General features: G+C 38.9%; 24 protein-coding genes, 1 other RNA gene and 2 pseudogenes. 14 read left to right on the top strand and 13 right to left on the bottom strand.

Features of this window, described 5'->3' with window-relative positions:
* The 4 genes from BGE37_RS26060 to BGE37_RS22900 all read left to right on the top strand — a co-directional run.
* Positions 1–117 (top strand): autotransporter outer membrane beta-barrel domain-containing protein (locus BGE37_RS26060; RefSeq protein WP_123057350.1); only part of this gene is annotated, 117 nt, incomplete at its 5' end.
* Between the two features lie 751 nt (positions 118–868).
* Positions 869–1069, top strand: a complete 201-nt coding sequence (locus BGE37_RS22890; protein ID WP_094882064.1) for a helix-turn-helix transcriptional regulator — start codon at positions 869–871, stop codon at positions 1067–1069.
* 81 nt (positions 1070–1150) lie between these two features.
* Positions 1151–1441 carry a hypothetical protein gene (locus tag BGE37_RS22895; RefSeq protein ID WP_105288478.1) on the top strand — a complete coding sequence of 97 codons (291 nt, stop codon included), beginning with the start codon at positions 1151–1153 and terminating at the stop codon, positions 1439–1441.
* Positions 1442–1493: 52 nt separating this feature from the next.
* A complete protein-coding gene (locus BGE37_RS22900) occupies positions 1494–1790 on the top strand; it encodes a hypothetical protein (protein WP_105288479.1) in 297 nt (98 codons plus the stop codon).
* Between the two features lie 48 nt (positions 1791–1838).
* On the opposite strand, the pseudogene BGE37_RS22905 reads toward BGE37_RS22900, so the two are convergent.
* Both BGE37_RS22905 and BGE37_RS22910 read right to left on the bottom strand, forming a co-directional pair.
* Positions 1839–2321: pseudogene (locus tag BGE37_RS22905) on the bottom strand (DUF4756 family protein).
* Between the two features lie 154 nt (positions 2322–2475).
* Positions 2476–3033, bottom strand: a complete 558-nt coding sequence (locus BGE37_RS22910) for a replication/maintenance protein RepL (RefSeq protein WP_105288480.1) — start codon at positions 3031–3033, stop codon at positions 2476–2478.
* A gap of 916 nt (positions 3034–3949) precedes the next feature.
* Here BGE37_RS22910 and BGE37_RS22915 point away from each other — a divergent pair.
* From BGE37_RS22915 to BGE37_RS22930, 4 genes are all read left to right on the top strand, one after another.
* The gene (locus BGE37_RS22915; protein ID WP_105288481.1) at positions 3950–4219 is read left to right on the top strand and encodes a hypothetical protein; all 270 of its coding nucleotides are present in this window, start codon (positions 3950–3952) and stop codon (positions 4217–4219) included.
* Positions 4220–4301: 82 nt separating this feature from the next.
* A complete protein-coding gene (locus BGE37_RS22920) occupies positions 4302–4706 on the top strand; it encodes a hypothetical protein (RefSeq protein WP_105288482.1) in 405 nt (134 codons plus the stop codon).
* A gap of 37 nt (positions 4707–4743) precedes the next feature.
* Positions 4744–5727, top strand: a complete 984-nt coding sequence (locus tag BGE37_RS22925) for a hypothetical protein (RefSeq protein ID WP_105288483.1) — start codon at positions 4744–4746, stop codon at positions 5725–5727.
* A gap of 166 nt (positions 5728–5893) precedes the next feature.
* Complete coding sequence (locus BGE37_RS22930; RefSeq protein WP_198598474.1) at positions 5894–6811, top strand: hypothetical protein; 918 nt, start codon at positions 5894–5896, stop codon at positions 6809–6811.
* 60 nt (positions 6812–6871) lie between these two features.
* Here BGE37_RS22930 and BGE37_RS22935 read toward each other — a convergent pair whose 3' ends face one another.
* Together BGE37_RS22935 and BGE37_RS22940 are read right to left on the bottom strand one after the other, a co-directional pair.
* Positions 6872–7249: a membrane lipoprotein lipid attachment site-containing protein gene (locus BGE37_RS22935; protein WP_105288485.1), complete on the bottom strand. Its 378-nt coding sequence runs from the start codon at positions 7247–7249 to the stop codon at positions 6872–6874.
* A 31-nt stretch (positions 7250–7280) separates the two neighbouring features.
* Complete coding sequence (locus BGE37_RS22940) at positions 7281–7754, bottom strand: DUF4755 domain-containing protein (protein ID WP_000388421.1); 474 nt, start codon at positions 7752–7754, stop codon at positions 7281–7283.
* A 432-nt stretch (positions 7755–8186) separates the two neighbouring features.
* Between BGE37_RS22940 and BGE37_RS22945 the strand changes: the two genes are divergently transcribed.
* On the top strand, positions 8187–8717 hold the full coding sequence (locus tag BGE37_RS22945) for a lipoprotein (RefSeq protein WP_105288486.1): 531 nt from the start codon (positions 8187–8189) through the stop codon (positions 8715–8717).
* A 92-nt stretch (positions 8718–8809) separates the two neighbouring features.
* Here the strand turns inward: BGE37_RS22945 and BGE37_RS22950 are convergent, their stop codons facing one another.
* The 3 genes from BGE37_RS22950 to mobQ all read right to left on the bottom strand — a co-directional run bounded on the left by BGE37_RS22950 (position 8810) and on the right by mobQ (position 11487).
* Positions 8810–9385, bottom strand: a complete 576-nt coding sequence (locus BGE37_RS22950) for a hypothetical protein (protein ID WP_105288487.1) — start codon at positions 9383–9385, stop codon at positions 8810–8812.
* Positions 9386–9438: 53 nt separating this feature from the next.
* Positions 9439–9927: a hypothetical protein gene (locus BGE37_RS22955; protein WP_105288488.1), complete on the bottom strand. Its 489-nt coding sequence runs from the start codon at positions 9925–9927 to the stop codon at positions 9439–9441.
* A 78-nt stretch (positions 9928–10005) separates the two neighbouring features.
* Entirely contained in the window at positions 10006–11487 is a 1482-nt protein-coding gene (gene mobQ, locus BGE37_RS22960) for a MobQ family relaxase (protein WP_105288489.1), read from the bottom strand.
* A gap of 645 nt (positions 11488–12132) precedes the next feature.
* On the opposite strand from mobQ, the gene BGE37_RS22965 reads away from it, so the two are divergent.
* From BGE37_RS22965 to pilV, 3 genes are all read left to right on the top strand, one after another.
* Complete coding sequence (locus tag BGE37_RS22965; RefSeq protein ID WP_105288490.1) at positions 12133–12438, top strand: conjugal transfer protein TraD; 306 nt, start codon at positions 12133–12135, stop codon at positions 12436–12438.
* 397 nt (positions 12439–12835) lie between these two features.
* On the top strand, positions 12836–13393 hold the full coding sequence (gene bfpA / locus BGE37_RS22970; RefSeq protein ID WP_105288491.1) for a type IV pilus major subunit protein BfpA: 558 nt from the start codon (positions 12836–12838) through the stop codon (positions 13391–13393).
* Positions 13394–13445: 52 nt separating this feature from the next.
* On the top strand, positions 13446–14909 hold the full coding sequence (gene pilV, locus BGE37_RS22975; protein ID WP_105288492.1) for a shufflon system plasmid conjugative transfer pilus tip adhesin PilV: 1464 nt from the start codon (positions 13446–13448) through the stop codon (positions 14907–14909).
* A gap of 60 nt (positions 14910–14969) precedes the next feature.
* Here pilV and BGE37_RS22980 read toward each other — a convergent pair whose 3' ends face one another.
* The 6 genes and pseudogenes from BGE37_RS22980 to smpB form a co-directional block, all read right to left on the bottom strand.
* A complete protein-coding gene (locus BGE37_RS22980; protein ID WP_105288493.1) occupies positions 14970–16721 on the bottom strand; it encodes a hypothetical protein in 1752 nt (583 codons plus the stop codon).
* The gene (locus tag BGE37_RS22985; RefSeq protein WP_105288494.1) at positions 16714–17802 is read right to left on the bottom strand and encodes a hypothetical protein; all 1089 of its coding nucleotides are present in this window, start codon (positions 17800–17802) and stop codon (positions 16714–16716) included. The genes BGE37_RS22980 and BGE37_RS22985 overlap by 8 nt, the downstream gene beginning before the upstream one ends.
* Positions 17803–18071: 269 nt before the next feature.
* A pseudogene (locus tag BGE37_RS22990) lies at positions 18072–18329 on the bottom strand (tyrosine-type recombinase/integrase); the annotation flags it as partial.
* Positions 18330–18347: 18 nt separating this feature from the next.
* Positions 18348–19577 carry an integrase domain-containing protein gene (locus BGE37_RS22995; protein ID WP_105288495.1) on the bottom strand — a complete coding sequence of 410 codons (1230 nt, stop codon included), beginning with the start codon at positions 19575–19577 and terminating at the stop codon, positions 18348–18350.
* Positions 19578–19741: 164 nt separating this feature from the next.
* Positions 19742–20104, bottom strand: a transfer-messenger RNA (tmRNA) gene (ssrA, locus tag BGE37_RS23000).
* 214 nt (positions 20105–20318) lie between these two features.
* Positions 20319–20801: an SsrA-binding protein SmpB gene (gene smpB, locus BGE37_RS23005; RefSeq protein WP_000162574.1), complete on the bottom strand. Its 483-nt coding sequence runs from the start codon at positions 20799–20801 to the stop codon at positions 20319–20321.
* Positions 20802–20971: 170 nt separating this feature from the next.
* Between smpB and ratA the strand changes: the two genes are divergently transcribed.
* On the top strand, positions 20972–21409 hold the full coding sequence (gene ratA, locus BGE37_RS23010) for a type II toxin-antitoxin system toxin RatA (protein ID WP_001300750.1): 438 nt from the start codon (positions 20972–20974) through the stop codon (positions 21407–21409).
* Positions 21399–21689: an RnfH family protein gene (locus tag BGE37_RS23015; RefSeq protein WP_001117842.1), complete on the top strand. Its 291-nt coding sequence runs from the start codon at positions 21399–21401 to the stop codon at positions 21687–21689. The genes ratA and BGE37_RS23015 overlap by 11 nt, the downstream gene beginning before the upstream one ends.
* The last annotated feature ends 36 nt before the right edge of the window (positions 21690–21725 follow it).

Consider the following 21725-nt stretch of genomic DNA (forward strand, 5'->3'; position numbering starts at 1 on the left):
GGTATTAAAGCCTCATTCAGCAGTTCGTTAAGCGGGCATCTCGGGGTGGGGTATAGCCATGGTGCCGGTGTGGAATCCCCGTGGAACGCGGTGGCTGGTGTGAACTGGTCGTTCTGACCATCAACGAAAAAGCCCACATCTGTGGGCTTTCATATCACCAGGAGCCGCGGCTCCTTTGCGTATCCTTTTATGTCTCCTCACCGTCTGGTCGGTGTCTTGCTGAGACTTCTAACTTCCTGTTTTTGTTGGTGTTGTCCTTGTACCGTCCAATCATGATTGCTGGCGTCTCTGTAATTAGTTATGTAATAACATGATAAATAAATGGTTATTTGATTTAATAATAATTTAGGGTGCTAAAAAGGAACCATTAAATCTAAACTATCTGGTATTGCCGCATTTCTTATCAACCATATGATGGGCAAGATAGCACAACCATCAGTTCAGCTACCATCAGGGAGTTGAATTCAAAGTCATCACAACAAAACCCTCTCTGTTTGCTATAAACGAGATGAAGATTGGTATTGCCACCACTACCGTATCAATCAGGGCGAAAGGTTGAGCTAAAGAGGGTAAAGCTCGACCTCACGTCTTAGAAAATGCTGTCCTTCAAACATGATTAGTGCAGAATTTAAACTGATTACTCGTAATGCCCTAATAAATATGAATATTTTAAAATAGGTTAAAACAGCCAAACTTATAGCACTTTTTGCTAAAGTCCTTAAAGCCTCGTCCTGTCACCTCATCCACGCTGCTCTTCGCCATCTGTGTAAAAAATGCTCAATAACGAAATAATTCCGGCAAAGCAGGTGTTGATTGTCATACGCGATATTCGAATAATAACTCCATCAAAACAACAATGGAGAAATATATGGCAGTAAGAAGATTTATTCGTTTACCTGAAGTTATCAACAGAACTGGCTATGGCAAAACATGGATTTATCACCTTATCAAGCGGGGTGAATTCCCTGAACCTATAAAGACTGGTGCAAGAACAATAGCATTTATTGAAAGTGAGATTGATGAATGGATTGAAGCTATTATTCGAAACTCACGCCAGAACGCAGCATAAAAACAGAAATAGGATCTCGTGTCGAACAGATATCTGTTCGCTCAGGGAATCTTATTACCCTAAACAATAATGGAGAAGAGTATGAAGATAGAACTTATTACGACAAAACAGTTTATTGAACAAGCCGAATGTTATTTCAGGAACTATATAGACGGATTGCGGAGGAATGCACCAGATGATTTTTATTATTTTCTCAACAATAAATACAATATGAATGACATTATGGAAAGTATCATTAAAAAAACGAGATATCATTTTTATGATGACACAGAAGAAGGTAAAAGGAATCGGATTTATGGAGAAGTAAGCCACAGTAAGGTAAAGCAACACCTTCGTCAGCTTTGGATTGTCTATAAATGTGTATACCGCTAATACTTATACAAATATTTTGCTATTCCAATATTAAACTAAATAGGAAATAAAAATGAATACATTTAAAAATAAATCTACTGAAATCTTTTATGTTGTGTCCTTGCATATCTACGCGGAGCTTTTTAACTCAAAGGATAAAACGACCAGCAATATGATTATAACGCATGTAATGGATCATGAGTTTGTCTGTAGGCTAATCGATCTGGCGATGAGAAATGCTGAGAAGCATCTTCTGAAAAAAGCATGGAAAAAGAACGCTGCTGAAAAACTGTCTGAGGTGGATTTTAAAGGGGTTAAGCAGGCATTAGCTAAAATGCATTACACTGTTCTGGCGGAATCAATATGTTGATATGTTCTGACGTCTATCGGCCCCTTCTTGGGGCTGATAATCGGATGATTAAGGTGCTATTCTGCGGCGAGCTTTGTTTTGCTGCTGTTCAATGGTTGAGGCTATGGTCGATAGTTGCTCAAGACTCTGTTCAATTGAACGCTGGAACGCAACAGCGGCTTCAGTACGTTGTTTTATGACCAAGGCTACTATTTCTTCATCGCTCTTTTCTGAAATGGCCTTACGGTATAATACGCGTTCGTTAAATAAATCGAGATTACCAGTTGGTCTCGCTGATGTATTAGCTTTTGAACTGCTGATGGGATTTAACTCGTCAATAAAGTATTCAATAAGAGATTCTCTCTTCTTTTCAAGTCTGCGAAGTTCGGTATGTGCAGATTTAAATTTCTGAGCCTTAACTAATGGAATATCATCGGAACGCAGTTTGCGATATTCATTTCTTTATTCTTCTATCGAAATATGATTTTATAGTTCTTTGACTGTATTTACACATTCGATTAAATCACTGTTGTCTGTTTTTACTTTTCTCATAAGAAATACCTCGTAAATAAAATGGTTGATATATTTATATTACGAGATATGGTGTTAGTGTCAAATTAGCTCTTTAGCTCTCTTGGCAAGAAAATACCTTTAATGCAATCGTAGTTTATTACGGTGATTTTTTTAACCTGTTTCCCGCTGGTAATTAATTTTTATTATTCACTGGTTTCTTTTTTTCCTTCAAGTAATAAGTTTTCATGAAAGTCAAACGATCACCATTAAACATATAGTCTGGATTAATAAAATAATAGTTTTGTATCATGGTCTCAGCAATAAATTTCTTGTCAGCAAGTTCTTTCATCCCTTTGAAATATGTCGTTCTTGATATTTTTACAATCTCTTGATCAACAATATCGAATGACATTAATATCGTATCTGTATCTTTATTGTCTCTAATAGCAAGATACAGTATCTTAAATACTTTCTTACCTGATGAGGATAAACCCTCAATAGCTGATACGCCATCCACATAAAGTTTCACGAACTGTGTCTTGTCTACTTCCATTGACTGAAAGAAACCACCATGTCCAACCTGTTCTCCTGTATTTTCATTTACTACGGCTAAGCGATCTTTTCCTGTTGTGATACGTCTGATACCTGTTTTTGTATGTATATTTGTATCATTAAGGAATGGGTTTTTTACATGGCGAGGTAGACCTCTTCTTGATTTCTTTACTTCCGTTTGTATTTTATTTTCTATCATGATATTTACTCCTTTATTTTTTTAGTTATACATTTAAGTAAATACTATATTTTGTGTGCAAGTCAATACTTAAAATTTATATTTTTTAAAATAACTAACACTTGATGTTTTTACGTATAAAACTTGTAGTGCTACAGAATATATACAAATAACACTTTATTATTTTTATTTGAGAATAGTTATCAACTTAAGTACCGGGATTCGGGACTTTAACTCCCGAGAGTGCGTACTTTGTTTTAAGCTATAGCTGGCTTGAGAGCAGTTTTCTTCTTCATTATTCAAATAGCGAAGCTTTGGATGACATTTTAAAGAATGTAATATTGAAAATAGTTCTTCTTTTTAGTTTATTGGTGCCTTATCAAAATGGCACCAGTGGTGTTATCTGTTTTATTTTTCCGACTATGTTATTACAGCGAAGTGATTGTGTGGAACAATCACGAATCGCTGCTTTTATTGTGAGAGCTTAATTAATTTTTCTTTTACTTTATATGCGTCTTCGACGCGATCTTTTTTTGGATAAATCCATCATTAACAGGGGCAAGCCCTGTCCAGCAAAGTGATTGTCGGCAACAATCACGAAATGCTGCTACTAAAGATATAGTTTTCCTATACGTTTAAGAGCAAATGCTATATGTCAGATGGGGAATGCTATGTTTAAACATAGGATCTGAATTAAAAGTTAAAAGGAAAATAGATCTAACTATGTTCGAATACATTCGCTTATTACCTCATAGTAGTAAAATAAAATACAAAATGTCAGTTTTAGGGCGTAGCCGTGCGTAAGCATAGAGATAAATATCTTTTCAAAAAGAAGTTTAAAAATAATAAGTAAAAGCATGAAGAAAACACAGATATATTTGATTTTTACGCTTACGATAGAGTATTAAGCAGTAATAAATAAAAAAGGGAAAACACAATGAACAATATCAAAATGATTACGCTCTTCTATCCCCATGAAAAAACACCATTTATGATCTGTATTGTAAACAAAGTAGAAGATACAGAACTTGGATTGAAATTAACTCTTGAAAACGGCAACAACATTTGTGTCAATAATTATAGTCATTATCTGTTATCAGAGTCTGTAAATCGTTGTAATAAAGAAAGGTTAAAGAGTATTTATATTCGCTTGGTTTCAGAACTCACGCAGATGAGTGAAGAAACTATAAAATCGCAGATGTTTTAAAAGTTATATTGAACATAATAAATATTTTTGATATTACGGTCAGTTGCATGGTATTAAATAAAAGAATAACAGGAAAAATATCATGCGAAAAATAAAAACAAAAATCTACTTGCCTACAGCTTTAACAGGAAACATGGATAAACACTATATCCCTGTTCTAGAGGATTTAAGAAAAGCGATATACAGCGACAGAATGTTATCAAGGCTTGCAGATAACGGTAGTATTGTTATCCATAGTTCAGTTGGGTATCCGGTTGCTAAATACAAAAACACGGGGATTAGCATAGGTATAGAACCATTGAATCCAATGATAAGACAAGATCTGACTCTTGGATATATCGTGGTCGTCAGAAACGGGAAATCATCACAGGAGATTAATGGTTTACTTAACAGGTCATTGCCAAAAGCAATAAGCACTTTTAAGGATCACATCAATGAATATGAAGCAGTAAAAAGTAAAATGCGACAACAAACTATGATCTGGTAAAATATTTAATCTGATAACTTCAGGAGGAGGATGAGCGATGGAAGGTAAGTTAATTTTTTGTTCCGATGCAATACTACGGTTTCAGTCCGATTACGATGAAACCGCTGCCGTTCCATTGCTATCCATCCAGAACGTCATAGCCGATACCGATCCGTTCTTTCTTCTCCGTTTCTTCCACCATACCGTTCTGATTGAAGAAGGAACAACGCTGGCAAGTATCTTTCTGGCAATAGAACCGTGGAAGGCTTTGTTAGCGGCTTATCTGGACAGAGATGTTGGTGCTTATATAGATGAGGTAAGAAAACCGTCCGGGCCAACGACATGGGATATTGAATGGATTGGGATTGATCGTCGTAGCATGGTTTACCGCGCTTATAAACGTCAGGAGATGCAGGATGGAGAGGATTTTTCTGACTATTTAAACCGGGAACGCGTTCTGACCGATGAATTTGAAATTGAAAGTGGCTGTGAGGCTTCTGGCTACATTAAAGGTGATAAAGAACGCTGGAGCATCAGTGGTGATGTTCACGAGATAAAGAATCTGCCTGTAATCCTCTATAGCAAACAGACATTGATGACTTCACCGAAAGACGGTTTGCTGAAGAAAAACGTATCGGGTGTGAAGAGTTCCAAGCACAGTTGCTTCGTTTATGGCGATACCTCGTTTTCATTGAGAGAGGTTATGGAAGCCATCTACATTAGCGGGCTGTTCTTCTATGCGCCAAGAGACGCCGCCAGTAGTCTTGATGCGCTGAAAGCGAGTGTGGCTGGACTGGAAGACGAACTGACCGAGGTGCCTGAAACAGAATCGGATAATAATGAAACAGATGAAGAACCTACCATCGTCGTAGCCGACGGTGCTTTTGATTCGCTCGCTGCTCACATGGAGTCTGAAAAAGCGGAGTGGCAATACATTAAGAAGTTGTGCCAGCAAGATAGCGAGCTGCCCATACGTATTGGTAGTATCAGAATAGCTGAGCCTGCGGAGCTATGTATTGGCGGGAAAATCTTACATGAATAGGTACAGGCAACAGTTAGCATTGTGGTGAAAGGATATGGTGTATGTTTGCTCACTTTTTTGTGTTATCTCCTGATCAACCCTATGTCGACTATGGTAAAATTCCCAACTTTAACACCAACGTAGCAAGTGTTTTATGAGCGCGTAGTCAACCAGTAAGGACATTGAATTGAACATTAACGCAACACCAGTATTAATTACACTTGTCTACGAAGCGCTTTTAAGATCCTTTTGGCGTAAACCCGCACTCAAAAAATTTTTGTTATCGTCGCATATTTCTGAAAGCTTCATTTCAACTTGGAGAGAAGATGAATCAAAAAGAAATTTTTTAGATCGTTTGTTCCCTAAATTACAAAGTAGTGCAAAAGGAAAAAATGTTATCTGCCATATGGCAGTTAATCTTTCTGAACAGACTTCTTTTCCTGATTTAAAAGGCTGGGAAGATTCTCTACAAATGATTCAATCTGCAACTGATGCCATAAAAGATTTAAAAAACTATATAACAAAACAAAATGAAGAACATCAGACTGAAAAAGAAAAACAAGAGTTCAGAGCACGAGCAGAAAAAGAGAGAACTGAAATAAAACGCTCTGAGACGGATTTGATGAAATTAAAGAATGAATTTGAGTGTTTGCATAATGAAATAGGAACTCAAAATGGTGGCTACGCATTTGAAAAGTGGTTTTTTAAACTTGTAGACTACTGTGAAATTGTCTGTAAAAAACCATATAAAACTAATGGTAGGCAAGTAGATGGAGCCATAACTATTGAAGGCACTACGTACCTTGTTGAATTAAAATTTCAGAAAACACAGGCTGACGCCATCGACATCGACTCATTAAAAGCTAAAGTGAGTAAAATGGCTGATAACACGATGGCTGTAATGATTTCTGTATCAGGTTATTCCTCTGTTGCCATAACTGAATCATCGGGTAGTCGAACCCCTTTATTATTATTAGATTATAGCCATTTATATTTATTCTTGAGTGGTGGAATGAGATTTGATGAAATAATTACACGGATAAGACGCCATTCTTCACAAACAGGAGAATCTTACCTATCTGTAAATTCATTTGGTGGATTTTAAATAAACAATAATGCTGTATGAAGTAATCTCAGCATTATTGTTTCCAATAATTAATGTTGGTTAATCCATCAAGCCGCGTGAAGTCTTACTTGCAGTATGACGAAAATCATAACGTTCCACAACATCACCCTTAAACCAGATATCCAGTGATTTAATATGTGCTGTGCTGCTATTGGTCAACAGAGCAAGGCCCGGTATGTAGTTAGATAGCTGGCTTTCTCCCGTCATACTTGAGTAGTTCCACATCTCCTGTCCATCATTCGTAGCGCGTGTCTGAGGCTCTCCAAAGGCAGCAAGAATTTCTTGTTGGGTTGTTTTTCCATTGACGATTTTAACTTTAACCGTCTGATGATTTTCATCAGTTAGGGATTTATTACCATGAACGGTACAGCCACTAAGTGGTAATATGATAAAAATAGCAAATAACAATTTTTTCATTTTAGTTCCATAAATAGATGATAGATGAGACTCAGAAAACATACTTTTTGAATACCAGCATCCATCGCTCGCAAAGTTCGTGATTTGAAGTGCTTTTATTTTTTAGGGGAACATTAACTTTCCACATGGGATTTTTAATATCATCGGTTAAAATATTGAGGCCAGACCGTTTATTCGCTGAAAGTTGTTCTCTCCAGTTAGCAATAGCCGCATTATTCATACCTCGTAATGTTCCATTGCCGTAAAACTTACCACCCTCTGAAAGCGTGTAATTTATTTCCCGGATTTCATCAAAAGTATATGTGCTGTCTTTATCTTTATTGAAAATACGGACAGTATGTTTTTGAGTATCAATTACAATACCTGTCTGCTGGCATTCATAAGAAAGAATGTCGCCGTCCAGAACTTCCGTAAAGCTGTTGTAGTGCTTTTTCTTCTGTATATCTGCTGCGGTCATGATAATGACGAAGAGCACCACTAAAAATACGATACCTGTTGCTTCCACTCTTACTTCCTCCATGTAAATGAGTTAAAGAGACTGAACCCGCTCACAGAGCTTTGCTTCGTTTTATACGTGCTACAGCACCAAACTCATGGCGTCGGTCTCGGCGTTGCAAGGCTATCAGAACTTGAAATTATGATCGATATAAAAGATCGATAATTTGTTATTGATAGATAATAACGATTGAAAGCGCGATATCGATCGGTGCTTAATTGTTATTATCGATCGAATATCTATTTATGATAGTTGTAAGCTATCGTGCGGTCGTTTTTGATCGTTTTAAACGATATGACGAGACGCTAAAAGAATTGAATCCTATCAATTGGTTAAGCGGTGGTTTTGCCATGTGATATCAGCCGGATCCCGCAACAACTCTAGCCCTGACCGGATTAGGTCAAAAATTTAGGCACTTTGATTATCAGGATGGATAAGCAGATGAAGAAGATTTTACTCGTTGCTGGCGCAGCTCTGGCACTGGCGGGATGTGGTGAGAAAGGTGAGTTTGAGAAAGCGATTAATGCCAAGATTGGGCAAGACAAATACTGCTTCTCGCTGGATAACAATAACACCAGCTTCCCTATCCGTCTTGCCAAGCCACTACTTGATTCGACTGGCACAGGGACGAATTCAGTGATCCTCGATGGTTTTATTGAGCAGGGCCTGATGGTTTTTGAGCAGGGTTATGATTCGAATGTATTAGGGATAACAGAGGAAGGCAAAAAAGCCAAAGTCTGGAGCACAACAGACGGTGCCTGTGTTGGTCGTCGTGCTGTTGACGATATTAAGGAATGGACTGAGCCGGGCAACGGTAATCAGAAAGTCGTTCGCGTGTCTTATACGTGGAAGCTGGTTGACGTTCCGGGCTGGATTGACAAAAAAGCGTTCGCCAACGTCAAAGGAATGAATGAACCTGCTGATGGTGCAATAAATCTCGTTAAAACCAGTAATGGCTGGAGAGCTAACTAAAAGGATGCTGGATCGTTAAATGCCCCTGCTACGCTGTGGAAAGTGACAGAAGGGGCATGAATTGTATTTCATTTAATGTAGTGAATGATATTTTATTGTATCGATTTGTTAGATACTTTCATCAATTTCTCTTGAATTTTTCTTATTCTTTCAAGTTCTTCAACAATGGGATTTTTCTCGCCTTCACTTTGCATGAAAGGGCTTAAGTCTATATTGTTTTTTTCAACAACTTCTTTATTCATATAACTGTACGTTGCGGTTATTGTAAATTGTTGTGGTAACGGATTTTTCGATTCTCCAAAAATAACCCAACCTTGACCAAGGGCGAAGAATAACTCTTGATTGGGCGCTAAGCTATCAATAGTCGATGTAAAAATACTTGTTTCTTTTAGGTTTTTAGTTGGCTCATCGAACTGATAAAAATCCTTATCTAATTCTAATTTTACATTCAGGGCTGGTGTCTTACCGCTATTATAAATTTTCAGGTATAGGAATTGCGAGTGAGGTCTTACCATTGGCTGGATTATTATATAAGGACGAGACATTGCCTCGGTTTGCTCATTCATTATCTGAGCTGTTCGTTCGCTTATTCTCGACATCTTGTATGTCAAAAATGCATAAATTCCTGTAATGATAACAAGAATTGCTGTAAGTATTTCCATTGTCATGATTAACTCCTAAGTATAATGATTCATACCAGTAAGGTATAATATTTTAACTATTATTGCATTTTTTTTCTGTTGAATAGTTGATTATATCCAAGTTCCATTTCTTCAATAAAATCTTCATTAAATGTTGGAAATCCACACGCCAGTGGTTCTTTCCCTCGAATTTTGAATAAGTTATAAAGATAACTACTTTCTTTATATGCGACATGAATGGCAGGATATGGCCTATTTTTTATAATCTTATTGTTTAGTTCCTTATCATTGATAATGTTATATTGATCCCCCGTTATATCAACTACAATATTATCTATCTCAAGCCAGTAATGGGTTATTTGACTATTTTTTCCGGTAGTTGCGCTAACTCCTTTTAGCTCACATTCAGGCCATAGGGTCAGAAAATGGTAAGAAAGAAGCATTGAGGTAAGCTTACAACTCATAACAGGAAAACAGTCTATAACAAGACTGGTGTTCTTTTTATCACAACTTTCAATTAATCTACGAAGCTTAACTGCTTCTTCTTTTATTTCGATAATGGTTGGCAAGATCAGCTCCCTAACTACATGATGTGCCGAGCATTTAATATATACGATACATAGGTCATTAAAAAGTATGTTCTAAATTTAGTGTTTCTTATGGCTCGGTGGACTCAGTTTTGGCGCGCTTCCTTGCCTCATGTGTTCTGGTGGCATTGAAGGTGTGAGATTTATGCTTCTATTAACTTCCGGCTGTTCCTGATTAGGACGGCTTGGTAAACGTTTGATTTCATCAGGTGTTAATTTATAGTCACCATTGTTAAATTTGGTACGTTTTTCAAACTCCGAGCGTGGAACATTGACACCCAGCACTTCATCATAGACATAGTTCTCTGCGATACGCTTATCATGGTCAGCATCAATGGTATCGGGTTTCCTTCTGGCCCATACAAATCTCTCTTTGAAGAAGCCCACCACAAGCAGTGTGAAACGCTTAAACAAACCATTTTGTCGTGGCTTAGTCTGTTTCCTACTTCTCATCGGAGCACGGTTTATCGCTCTGGTGTTTCGAGAAGAAGGGGTTTCCAGTTTAGTGGATGCAGTTGGTTCAGGAACAATCAGAACGGGAGATTTCTTCCCTGAAATACTTACTTTACTGACCTTATTAGGATTACGGTATGATTTTGCTGCTGGTCTTCTGCTTGTAGTTGCTGTTGCCACAATCGGCTGTTGTTCTACTGTTACCGGGTCGTCTGGAAGAACAATCTCTTCGGGGTCAGGAAGAATTGTTATCTCAAAGCTTCTGACATCAACAACGATCTCCAGTGGTAGCTCACTGAATGTGGTGTAGACCTTCTTGGCCTCTTCAATTTGATGATCGCGTTGAGCTTGTTCAACAGATCGCTGTTCCTGAGACTCTTTGTCATTCCATTTAGCACGATGAACACGTTGCATTGCCGGGCGGTTAGTTTCCGTTGCTTTGGCAAGCCAGAACGCTTTTTCTTCAGCGCTGAATGCTTCTTCTGCCTGAGCAAGGGCATCAGCACATTGAGTTCTGAGAGAACGGTGATCGATACGTTCTTCACTGCCTGCAGTCTCAAGGTAGCTGTTTGACATCGTGGCCCATGACTCACGCCACTGAACAACCATCTTCTTATCATTCCAGCTTCTGTCTTTTTTACCGAAGCCTTCGGGACCGATAGTTTTCAGGGTTAACATGACGTGAGCATGGGGATTCTTACCATCTAAATCGTGGAATGCGATATCAGCAATCATTCCTTTATCAGCAAAGTTCTTCTGGCAGTATTCGGCAACTAATTTTTTCTTGTCATCATTGCTGAGTTCTACGGGAATAGCGACATCAAAATAACGGGCTGTTTGACCATTGTTCTGGCGTTCCACTCTTTCAACTTCATTCCAGAGTGCTGACGAGCTTTCAACAATATGAGCAGGTGCGGAAACAGGGGCTAATATAATATGACCATGAAGATCTGTTCTGTGGCTGAAATCAAATGTCTCGCCAATGCGATCATCTTTAATACGTGTACGGGCATGGTAGGCAGCTTTCGCAACAGAAGTCATGCCTTCGCTTCGTTTCACAATTTTAAAATCCAGATGAAAAATCGCCATTAAAAATATAACCTCAAATAAAAGTAATGCTGTTAGTTTTTCGTAAGAAAAACTTCGGGGTTGACGTTGACCTTGGTTTTACTTTTAGCCTGCGGCAGCAACCGTCGGTAGACCCCACACACTGCGTAGCAGTGTATAGGTGGGCATTGTCTTTAAGAAAATAAGCCAATGTAAAATGCCCCTCTTATTAATTAATACGAAATATATGTATGGTTGTAAAATAATACGCCGGAATAAGCGGCGCAAACTGGATTAAAGGTGTAGGTTTCACGTCCACAGAACAAAAAGAGTAAAGAAAAGGCCCGTAAGGGCAAAAGAAATATTAATTATTCCCGCCGTAAGGCGGGATAGCTAAATTTGATGGAAAAAAACCAATAAAACAGAGAGTGTTATGTGTTGCACAATTCACAGGTTGAGATTGGAAAATAGAGTTTAAAATTGACAGGTGAAAATAAAAGCACAAATGCGCAAAAATAAGTAACGCGGAGAGTGCCAGATGTTTTTGGTTAGTGAATACTATCATATGCGTTGCACATATTTATAAAGAAATGTATCAGAATCATTCTCTCTGACAAAACAGACTAAATTTGACGTTATTTATCTTTGTGATAATTAAAATAAGATATAATAATAGAAGGAGGTAGTATGGATAATGAAAGTAAAAGACCAAGAACAGAAAAAACATTAAAGCAAAAGGTTGCTTTTGCTCAGCTTGAACTTAATCGTCTTAAGTCTCTGGAAAAATCAGAGCGAAAGAAAGTTGAAACAAGACTCAAGATTATACTTGGTGCGGAAGTGGCTAAGGCTATGAATTGTAGTGTCGAACAGGTGGATAAAGAGCTTGTTATGGGGATTTTGCTTTCAGCATCTGACCTGAATGATATTGAAAAAATAACATATATAAAAGCAGGCAGTAAGTTTCTCGCGCAAATGGAGGGAAGACAAAAATAATAATATTTAAATTTATTTTGATTCAGGTATTGATATCTGATTATTATCTGTTATCTATATAAAAGAACAGAACGCAGGATCATCCTTTATTAATATTTTTTCCTTTTCAATCATGCGTTCTGTTCGACCAGTAATCTGTTAATTTTTATCTTTATGTAGTGAACGTTATTATTACTTTTTTATCAGATATGATAAATATCCCATGAGGAAGTAATAATAACAGTAGTAGTGATAACAAATGTTGTTTTTAAATCTCCCGGAAGGCAAAGAGAAATCTTTGCCTTTTTTAATTCATCCGTCTGTCAGATAGAATTAAATATATCTTTCTATTTCTATTGCCAGATATGAGAGAAGCGTTATAACAGGAGTTATCATTAAAACAAAAAAGGAGATGATAATGGTTTTATTAAATAACAAAAGAAAAGGCAAGAAAGGTTTCTCACTACTCGAGCTATTACTTGTTTTAGGCATCATTGCTGCATTAGTGGTAGCGGCTTTTATCGTTTATCCCAAGGTTCAGGCTTCACAAAGAGCACAGGCCGAATCCAATAACATTGCCACCATACAGGCAGGTGTTAAAGCGTTATACACATCGGCTTCAAGTTTTACTGGCCTGACAAATACTGTGGCTGTTCAGGCAAAAATCTTCCCTGACAATATGTTAAGTGGGTCAGGAACGGCTGCTAAACCCATCAATGCCTTTAAAGGTAATGTGACGCTGGCTGCTACAGCTACAGGACCATCATCAGCGGCTGGCTCTTCTTTCACTATCACATACGATAATGTGCCAGCAGCGGAATGTGTGAAGATTGCGACAGCGGCAGCAGGTAATTTCTACATTACCACGGTTGGAACCAAGGTTGTTAAAGCCGCAAGAGGAACACTTGATGTGGCAGCTACGGCAGCGGCCTGTAATAACGCCACAAGTAATACATTAGTTTTCACGTCTATCTAATGAAGAGGGCGCAGGCCCTTTTCTTTCTTATTGCTAAAACAGGGAGATAATTATGATAAAGAATAAAGGATTTACCTTACTGGAAGTCAGTATTGTGTTAGGCATTGGAACACTTATCGCTTTTATGAAGTTTCAGGATATGAGAAACAATCAGGAAGCGGTATTGGCTGATAATGTTGGAACACAGATTAAACAGCTTGGCGAAGCTGTTAACCGCTATATCAGTATTCGCTATGACAAGATTTCCACACTGTCATCATCCAACAATCAAAGTAGCGATCCGGGGCCAAGAACATGTTCGGCTGCTGGTTGTGAAATCACTTACCAGACGTTAATTAATGAAGGTCTGTTGCCTGTCGGCTATACAGGAACTAACGCGCAAAAAGCATCTTACAAGATTGTGTTAAAGCGTTCAGGAACAGCGCCTGATTACGTTATTAATGGTCTTATAACAACCGCTAGCCCGTGGGAAGAAGGTGGTCGTATTCGTTATGATCTATTAGGTAAAGCGGTTCAGGCGGCAGGTGTTGATGGTGGTATGAGCAGAAACACCAAGATAGCTTCCGGCTATGGTGGTCAGTGGAGTGAGAACTCTAATAGCTACAGCAATATCACGGGTGGTGGATTGCTGGCTTACCGCGTGGGGTATAACTCTTCAATGTATTCTGTTTATCTGCGTCGTGATGGAACGTTGCCAATGACGGGTGATCTGAATCTTGGTGGGAAGAGCATCAAAAACATCAAAGATATGACAGCATCAGGGACAACAACAACCGGAGCACTTAAGACAACGGGTAATGCGTCTGTTGCGTCAGATCTGAGTGTGGGTGGAACCTCGACCCTTAATGGTCCTGTAAATATCAACAACAACCTGAAAGTAAAATTTGATACCTATCTTAATACGCTATCAACAACAGGTCTGGCGAAGTTTGGTAGCCGTATTGCGACGAACGGACTTAATCCAAACGATCTGCCCGCTGGCTGGGCTGGCGGTGTTCGCACCTATGATTTGTATGCGTCGGGGACTGTTGGTGTTGGAACCGGTAAAACAGTTAAAGCTTACATGAACAATGCGGGTAATATTTATGCGTCAGGTAATCTTACCGCCGGGACGATAAAATCCAACGGAACAATTGAATCAACAGGCAGAATCAAAGCAGGTGAATATCTCCACCTGAATGGTCAGGCAACGTTGAATGCGAAATGTACGCCTAATGGTTTGGTGGGACGAGACAGTACAGGTCGAGTGTTATCGTGTGTTAACGGTAAATGGCAGACAGCAAGTGGTGATGGCCTGAAAGGTATTTTTATAACGATAACAGATCAAATCTCTGGTTATAAATGCGTTATACCGAATAGTGATACTGGAACATGTGCCTGTCCGGGATCAACGTATAGTCCTCAGTTTGGTTATATATCTGGAACCCTTATTGCAGAATATAATGAGGAGCGTTGTAGTGGTGGTAGGAATACACATTGTTATAGTAATTTCAGAAGGTTATATGCATGTCGGTAATCTCGCTATGGATGATTTCATAAATTACAGGTAAGAAGGGCCGATAGGCCCTTTCAGCTATTATGAGGTTTGTAATAAAGAGAAGGCGTCATCCAATAGAATTTTCTCGCTATTGTTTATCTCTTTATTTAATAGAAATGATCTCACTGATTTTGCATTACCGATACAAATTTGTTTCGCTTTTCCTGCGAAATATTTCTTATTTATTTCATTGATATCAAAAAGTGGATTGTCATTAATTTCGTTTTTTTTATATTCTGCTACGGTAAATAGCATTTGCTCATTATTACCAGATTCATTTCCTAAGAACTTAAAAATAAGATCTCTATTTCCAATATCTATATCTTCTTTGAATATAGCATCTAACAAAAATGGAAATTTATGGATTGTTTTTCTTTTATTGATTAATTTAATAAAGGAAAAATGATAAGCCATGATTATTTTATGTAATTCAACCCCTTGGAAGGGGAAGGATGTAATGGAATAAAGATTTTGATACCTTGGATTATTAGGTATTATTATCTTCAAAGCTTTTGCTTTTTCGCTGAAAATAGTTAAAAATTCCTTGTCAATGTTGTTTCGGAGAGAGTTAATTTGTGAATCTGTGAGTAGGTTGTCAATTTGGGTGTTAAGGTTTGATATTTTTTCGACATAATTAGCTTCTTTAATTTTAATATCATTTAAAATGGTGATATTTGCACGGTGATTAACCCAATGGTCAAAGTCAATATTTTCGATTCTCGATTCTTTTAACACCTCATACTCAAGCTTTATTTTTTCACTATCGTGTTTGATCTTTCTTTCAACAGAATTTAATGATGACGAAACATTTTTAATTTCTTCAGTTATACGTTCTTTTTCTCGTAACGCATCGTTAATATCTTGAGTATAGATATATAATTGTCTAAGATCGCCGGGTAGCGTTTGTTCGCATACAGGACATGTGTCAACGCTGGGTTTTTGAAGTTTTAAATTTCGAATAGTTTGTAAAAGTACTTTTTGACGCCCACGTAACATACTGAGTTTATTGCATAGTTTTTCATAATTAGCTTCTTCCGTAATCAGATTTTCTGCTAATATGTTGTATTTTTTTAAGTAATCAATTGCTTCCCCTTTGAATCGAGACTCTAATATCTCAGAGATTTTAAGAGAGCTATCTTTTGTTTTGTATTGAATTAATTGCTCTCTTTCATATTCAATTTGTTGTTTTTCTTTTTGCAACATATATTTTTGCAATCTGTCCGTACGATCTTTTATGCCTGCGTAGTAATCAAGGTAGTCATATTTGAAGTCTTTATAAAATCTATAATCACCTATTGATTCTCTTAGATAAACCCAACCAACAGATTGAGATATATAGAATGGCAAGAATGCAGCTTCTATCGGTGCATCAGTAAACTTAGTTTGGTTCTGTAATGTTAGATTAAAGTCAAATAAGTGGTTAAATAATTTTTTGTATCTTGCATATTCATATGAGTTATTTCCATTAATGCCATCAAACCGTAGGGGGACTCTATCATCAATGCGAACGACGAGAGTATCATCAAATCGAACAAATACAACCGTATGAGATGATTTTACTTTTATTATTTCACACTCAAGACGAAAGAGTACTCTTTCTGTAAGAATGTCGTGCAAATTTTCTTTGGAATCATTAACACCCATTGTGTACAAAATTGATTGCATTAATGTACTTTTCCCTGATGTGTTCCTCCCGTGAATAATATTGACTGAGTCACCAAAATCAGTGCAAAAAAAACCTTTATTATTCATAGAGTATGCTAAAATGCTTTTCAGAATTAATTTAGACATACATTCCTCTTGTCTCAACATATGCAGCTATTATCGCAAATGCAATCATGTGTTTTTCTAACCTTGAATTATATGTGTTAATATAAGTTTGATATAATTCAGTAATACAATCTGCTTCATCTGTATGTTTATAATCTATTTGTGTGTTTTCTGATACAAATTTATAAATCTTTTTGTATTCTACTTGTTGAAAATCTTTAAAAAAATCGAAACAGTTATCTAATAATTCTTGCGCTCTTCTTTTTATAGGGAGCTTAATTGATAATCCTTTCGCCAATTTATCTGCATGAGAACGCCAAAAGTTGAAAGCTTTTTTACTTTCTTGGAACATACTGAATGTTGCATCAATTTTTTGTTTGGTCAAACGCTTTGACCTATCTGTAAGTAAAGCATATCCAGCATTATTATATGTTAACTCAACATCTTGCAATAAAGCCATTAGAGTTGTTATTACAGCGTCATGATCACTAACCTTACAACCTAGAACCTCAGTAGATAAACCTGTTAGCGTTCTTCTCCACCCTTTATAAGTTTGAGGAAGGTCAATGAAACTAAATTTTACATTAGAGAGTTGCTTAAAATCTGCAATTTCTCCATCTATTAGTTTTGATTGAATGTTTTCTTTGATTTCATCATGTAGATCAGAATAATTTTTAGAGATGTTTGTTACTTGTATTTTTTCTACTTTGCATTTTTTACCTTTTTCTTTCTTACCCTGAAGTATAATATTTCGATTTGTCAAGAAAGATAGAGTGTGTTTGTAATCATCAGATTTGGGGTGTTTATCGTTGATAAGTTCATTTCCAACAAGCGATATTTTTCCGATGATCTCACAAAATTTTTGATCCGTTTTCCAGTCATCTCTTGATTTTTTAGCTTGATAAGTATCAATGCGACTAATGTCACCATTTTCATCAACAAAGGCAAAAAGAAAATCTTCATGGTGTTCAACACATATAAAATAATCTAGCAATGGAGAGTTTAGTTTTTCGTAATCATCAAAAAGAAGGTATACAACACAACAACGTTGGAATGTATATCCTGAGCCTCCCTCAACTCCTGAGTTGACGCTTTCTGACATTTTTTGTTGCCCCTGTTAATCAAATCATAGCGTAAATCTATTAATACATATTTAACATTGGCTTTATGTATGAAATACGCATTCTCCTTAGCTAAAGGATATTATAAAGTGGACTAAAAATCATCTAACACCTTGCAAAATGTGAAGTTTTTCTTCATGTAAAACTCATAAATAACGTTACTATTCTGTTAGTAACGAAATAATCGGGAAACTTGCTATTTACGGTTTACAGGAATCTTAATCAAAGTTGTGTAAAAGTTTAATCTTACTTATTGAGCAAATTCAAACTGCCTGACCATCCCATCCCGGTTAGCATCAAGAAAATCTGCCCACCACTGTAGCATTAACCTTCGCTGCTCAAGATGCTTGGCCTTATGGGTATAGGCAGCACGAACACTGTTGCTTTCCTTGTGGATCATCTGGAGTTCCACCGCATCTTCAGACCATAGCCCTGATTTAATCAGAGCACTACATGCCAGTGTGCGGAAACCATGACCAGAGATGTCCTGTGTGGTGTCATAGCCCATTTATGCATTCTCTTGTTATCAAGCAGCCATAGCCCTATACTTTTGCGCCTTAACGTAATCTCCCCACCATTGCATAAGCACTTCTCGCTCCCCTAAATATTCAGCTCGATTGTAGGCTGCTATGATTTCAGTGCTTTTGGTATGGGCCAATGCTGCTTCAAGAACTTCTGTTCTGAATTTGCCACTCTCTTCGGCGGCTGTTCTGGCAATAGAACGCATACCATGAGCTACCAGTTCACCACCCAACCCCATACGAATCAATGCGGCGTTGGCTGTCTGCTCATGCATGTGGGCCAATGGTGTTTTTATGCTGGGAAATACCCATTCACGATGACCGCTGATAGGCTGCATGTTTTCCAGAATGCGAAGTGCCTCTTTGCTTAATGGCACTTTATGAGGCCGTTTCATCTTCATAAACTCTGGTGGGATGTTCCAGATTTTATTCTCTGTATCGATGTCAGCCCAACGAGCACGAACAGCCTCACCGGGGCGAACCCATGTCAGCAGTTGCCATTCAATCAGCATACGGGTTTCCAGACGGATGGATGCGTTTGCCAGTGCAATCATAAACCGGGGGATTTCGCTTGGTGGTAATGCTGGCATATTTTGTTTTTTGGGCTTACTGAAACGTTGACCAAGGTTGTCGGCTGGGTTGAACTCAATGAGTTCTTCTGTGGCAGCATAGCGAAAAATTTCATTCAGGCGGGAAATGATGCGACGTAGAGTTTCAAGCACACCCCGTTGTTCAATTGGGTCGAGATGCTGCTTGAGCATTTTGGGGCGGATCTCTTTGATAGGGACATCACCCAGAGTGGGAAAGATGTTCCGTTCAAGGCTACGCCAGATGTCTTCTGCATGATCTTGGGATATACCGGAAGTCTTAATCTTTTCATCCAACCACTTTCTTGCAACAGCCTGTAGCGTGTTTTCAGTCGCATCTTTTAGTGCATTGGCTTTTTCGTTGTTATGGACTTGAGGATCGATACCGTTGGCAAGTAGGGAGAGATACTCATCCCGCAAAGTTCGTGCCTTAGCCAAGGTAAGGTGAGGGTAGGTTCCAAGACTCATTTTTGTGCGTTTTTTGGTCACTGGCACTGAATACCTGAAATACCAGTTTTTCTTCCCTCCTTTTGTGTCTGGCGCTATGCGTAGCAGTAATCCATCTCCATCAAAGAGGTTGATTTCCTTATCGCCGGGTTTGGTATTTTTGATTTCAGTATCAGTAAGTTTTTTTGCGAGCTTTGCCATTTGGGACCCTCAAGTTTTGGACCCTTTCCGTTGGGTCCCAAAAAGGGTGCCATAAGTTGTGGTTCTCAGCAATTCTCCCTGAACTATAGTGAACGTAAAAAAGCCCGCAGAGCTTGTGCTGTGCGGGCTTAGTGAACTTCACTGAACGTTAGTGTATCAATATTTGGTGGAGCTGGCGGGAGTTGAACCCGCGTCCGAAATTCCTACATCCTCGGTACTACATGCTTAGTCAGTCTTTACATTCGCTTGCCAGCTGCGGACGGACACGCCACTAACAAACTAGCCTGATTAAGTTTTAACGCTTCAACCCCAGGCAGGGCTTCCACGCGATCTCTTTTGGGTTTGACCTCTCTTGATCCCCGTCCTAAGAGCGGAGGCTAGGGAGAGAGGGCTCTAAGCAGGTTATTAAGCTGCTAAAGCGTAGTTTTCGTCGTTTGCGACTATTTTTTGCGGCTTTTTACGAGGCCAACCGCCCCTCGGCATGCACCTTGGGTTTCGCAAATCCCGTCGAATCCAGAATCAGCCCCAATGTGTAACGGTAAGTATACCAGATTCATGAGTGCCATGACCAGCCTCAATGGCGTTATCGTTAAAGATTTAGCACCCGTGTAGCCTGATTTTTATTCGATTAAGCAATGGGATGGCAACATTTGGGTCGGATGTGATAGCCAATAAGATGTTCATTCGCGCCGCCGGAGAGGGTGGCGCGGTGAGGAACCGGTCAATAATTGGAGTGCAGATTTAACGGTGGGCGTTTTTCATGATACGCGCTTTATCCACCTGCCATTCGCGTTCTTTGATGTCTGAACGTTTATCGTGCTGTTTCTTACCTTTAGCGACGCCGATTTTCACTTTGCACCAGGCATTTTTCCAGTACAGGGAGAGCGCCACTACGGTATAGCCTTCTCGATTGACGCGACCGTACAATGAGTCCAGTTCGCGCTGGTTGAGAAGTAACTTGCGGGTACGGGTAGGATCGCACACCACATGCGTGGATGCCACAGCCATTGGCGTGATGTTAGCGCCAAACAGAAATGCTTCTCCATCACGTAGAAGGACGTAGCTGTCGCTGATATTGGCTTTTCCTGCGCGCAGGGATTTAACCTCCCAGCCTTGCAGGGCAAGTCCCGCTTCGAACTCTTCTTCGATAAAGTATTCGTGACGGGCGCGCTTGTTAAGCGCGATGGTCGCTGAACCAGGTTTATGTGCTTTTTTCTTCGTCATAAGCGTTGTGAATCATCGGTAATCTGAAATCGAAAACACCCCATATCAATCCTGCGGGGGACAAGGCTCTATCTTAGCATGAACCCGATGTTACCCAGCGCCGGGATAGCGTTTTTTTTACAGCAGGATAAATGATATTATTTGTTGGATTTTTGTTGATGGAAATTGTTATGCCTCAGATTAGCCGGACCGCACTGGTACCCTACAGCGCGGAGCAAATGTATCAGTTAGTGAATGACGTTCAGTCTTATCCTCAGTTTTTGCCGGGTTGTACCGGAAGTCGGATTCTGGAGTCCACTCCTGGGCAGATGACCGCGGCGGTAGATGTCTCTAAGGCTGGGATCAGCAAAACGTTTACTACCCGCAACCAGTTGACCAGTAACCAAAGTATTCTTATGAATCTGGTGGATGGGCCGTTCAAGAAATTGATCGGTGGATGGAAGTTTACGCCGCTGAGCCAGGAGGCGTGTCGTATCGAGTTTCATCTCGACTTTGAGTTTACCAATAAGTTGATTGAACTCGCCTTTGGCCGCGTGTTTAAAGAGCTGGCGGCTAATATGGTCCAGGCTTTTACGGTTCGTGCGAAAGAGGTTTACAGTGCCAGGTAAAATTGCCGTTGAGGTGGCTTATGCTCTACCTGAGAAGCAGTACCTGCAGCGCGTGACGCTGCAGGAGGGCGCGACGGTTGAAGAAGCTATTCGCACCAGTGGCTTGCTGGAATTGCGTACCGATATCGATTTAACTAAAAACAAAGTCGGCATTTACAGCCGTCCGGCAAAACTGAGCGATACCGTGCATGATGGCGATCGGGTGGAGATTTATCGTCCTCTCATTGCCGATCCGAAAGAGCTTCGCAGGCAACGAGCAGAAAAATCAGCGAATAAATAACAGACGTTAAAAAAGGTGCTCATTGAGCACCTTTTT

The organism is Escherichia sp. MOD1-EC6300, from assembly GCF_002965045.1.
Lineage (GTDB): Bacteria > Pseudomonadota > Gammaproteobacteria > Enterobacterales > Enterobacteriaceae > Escherichia > Escherichia coli_F.

What these genes read in the sequence shown, in the direction of transcription:
- BGE37_RS22910 (WP_105288480.1), bottom strand. Translation starts at nt 3,033, where the DNA reads ATGATAGAAAATAAAATACAAACGGAAGTAAAGAAATCAAGAAGAGGT.
- ratA (WP_001300750.1), top strand. Translation starts at nt 20,972, where the DNA reads ATGCCTCAGATTAGCCGGACCGCACTGGTACCCTACAGCGCGGAGCAA.
- mobQ (WP_105288489.1), bottom strand. Translation starts at nt 11,487, where the DNA reads ATGGCGATTTTTCATCTGGATTTTAAAATTGTGAAACGAAGCGAAGGC.
- BGE37_RS22925 (WP_105288483.1), top strand. Translation starts at nt 4,744, where the DNA reads ATGGAAGGTAAGTTAATTTTTTGTTCCGATGCAATACTACGGTTTCAG.
- BGE37_RS22945 (WP_105288486.1), top strand. Translation starts at nt 8,187, where the DNA reads ATGAAGAAGATTTTACTCGTTGCTGGCGCAGCTCTGGCACTGGCGGGA.
- bfpA (WP_105288491.1), top strand. Translation starts at nt 12,836, where the DNA reads ATGGTTTTATTAAATAACAAAAGAAAAGGCAAGAAAGGTTTCTCACTA.
- BGE37_RS22900 (WP_105288479.1), top strand. Translation starts at nt 1,494, where the DNA reads ATGAATACATTTAAAAATAAATCTACTGAAATCTTTTATGTTGTGTCC.
- BGE37_RS22920 (WP_105288482.1), top strand. Translation starts at nt 4,302, where the DNA reads ATGCGAAAAATAAAAACAAAAATCTACTTGCCTACAGCTTTAACAGGA.
- smpB (WP_000162574.1), bottom strand. Translation starts at nt 20,801, where the DNA reads ATGACGAAGAAAAAAGCACATAAACCTGGTTCAGCGACCATCGCGCTT.
- pilV (WP_105288492.1), top strand. Translation starts at nt 13,446, where the DNA reads ATGATAAAGAATAAAGGATTTACCTTACTGGAAGTCAGTATTGTGTTA.
- BGE37_RS22915 (WP_105288481.1), top strand. Translation starts at nt 3,950, where the DNA reads ATGAACAATATCAAAATGATTACGCTCTTCTATCCCCATGAAAAAACA.
- BGE37_RS22980 (WP_105288493.1), bottom strand. Translation starts at nt 16,721, where the DNA reads ATGTCTAAATTAATTCTGAAAAGCATTTTAGCATACTCTATGAATAAT.
- BGE37_RS22895 (WP_105288478.1), top strand. Translation starts at nt 1,151, where the DNA reads ATGAAGATAGAACTTATTACGACAAAACAGTTTATTGAACAAGCCGAA.
- BGE37_RS22965 (WP_105288490.1), top strand. Translation starts at nt 12,133, where the DNA reads ATGGATAATGAAAGTAAAAGACCAAGAACAGAAAAAACATTAAAGCAA.
- BGE37_RS22935 (WP_105288485.1), bottom strand. Translation starts at nt 7,249, where the DNA reads ATGAAAAAATTGTTATTTGCTATTTTTATCATATTACCACTTAGTGGC.
- BGE37_RS22985 (WP_105288494.1), bottom strand. Translation starts at nt 17,802, where the DNA reads ATGTCAGAAAGCGTCAACTCAGGAGTTGAGGGAGGCTCAGGATATACA.
- BGE37_RS22950 (WP_105288487.1), bottom strand. Translation starts at nt 9,385, where the DNA reads ATGACAATGGAAATACTTACAGCAATTCTTGTTATCATTACAGGAATT.
- BGE37_RS22890 (WP_094882064.1), top strand. Translation starts at nt 869, where the DNA reads ATGGCAGTAAGAAGATTTATTCGTTTACCTGAAGTTATCAACAGAACT.
- BGE37_RS22995 (WP_105288495.1), bottom strand. Translation starts at nt 19,577, where the DNA reads ATGGCAAAGCTCGCAAAAAAACTTACTGATACTGAAATCAAAAATACC.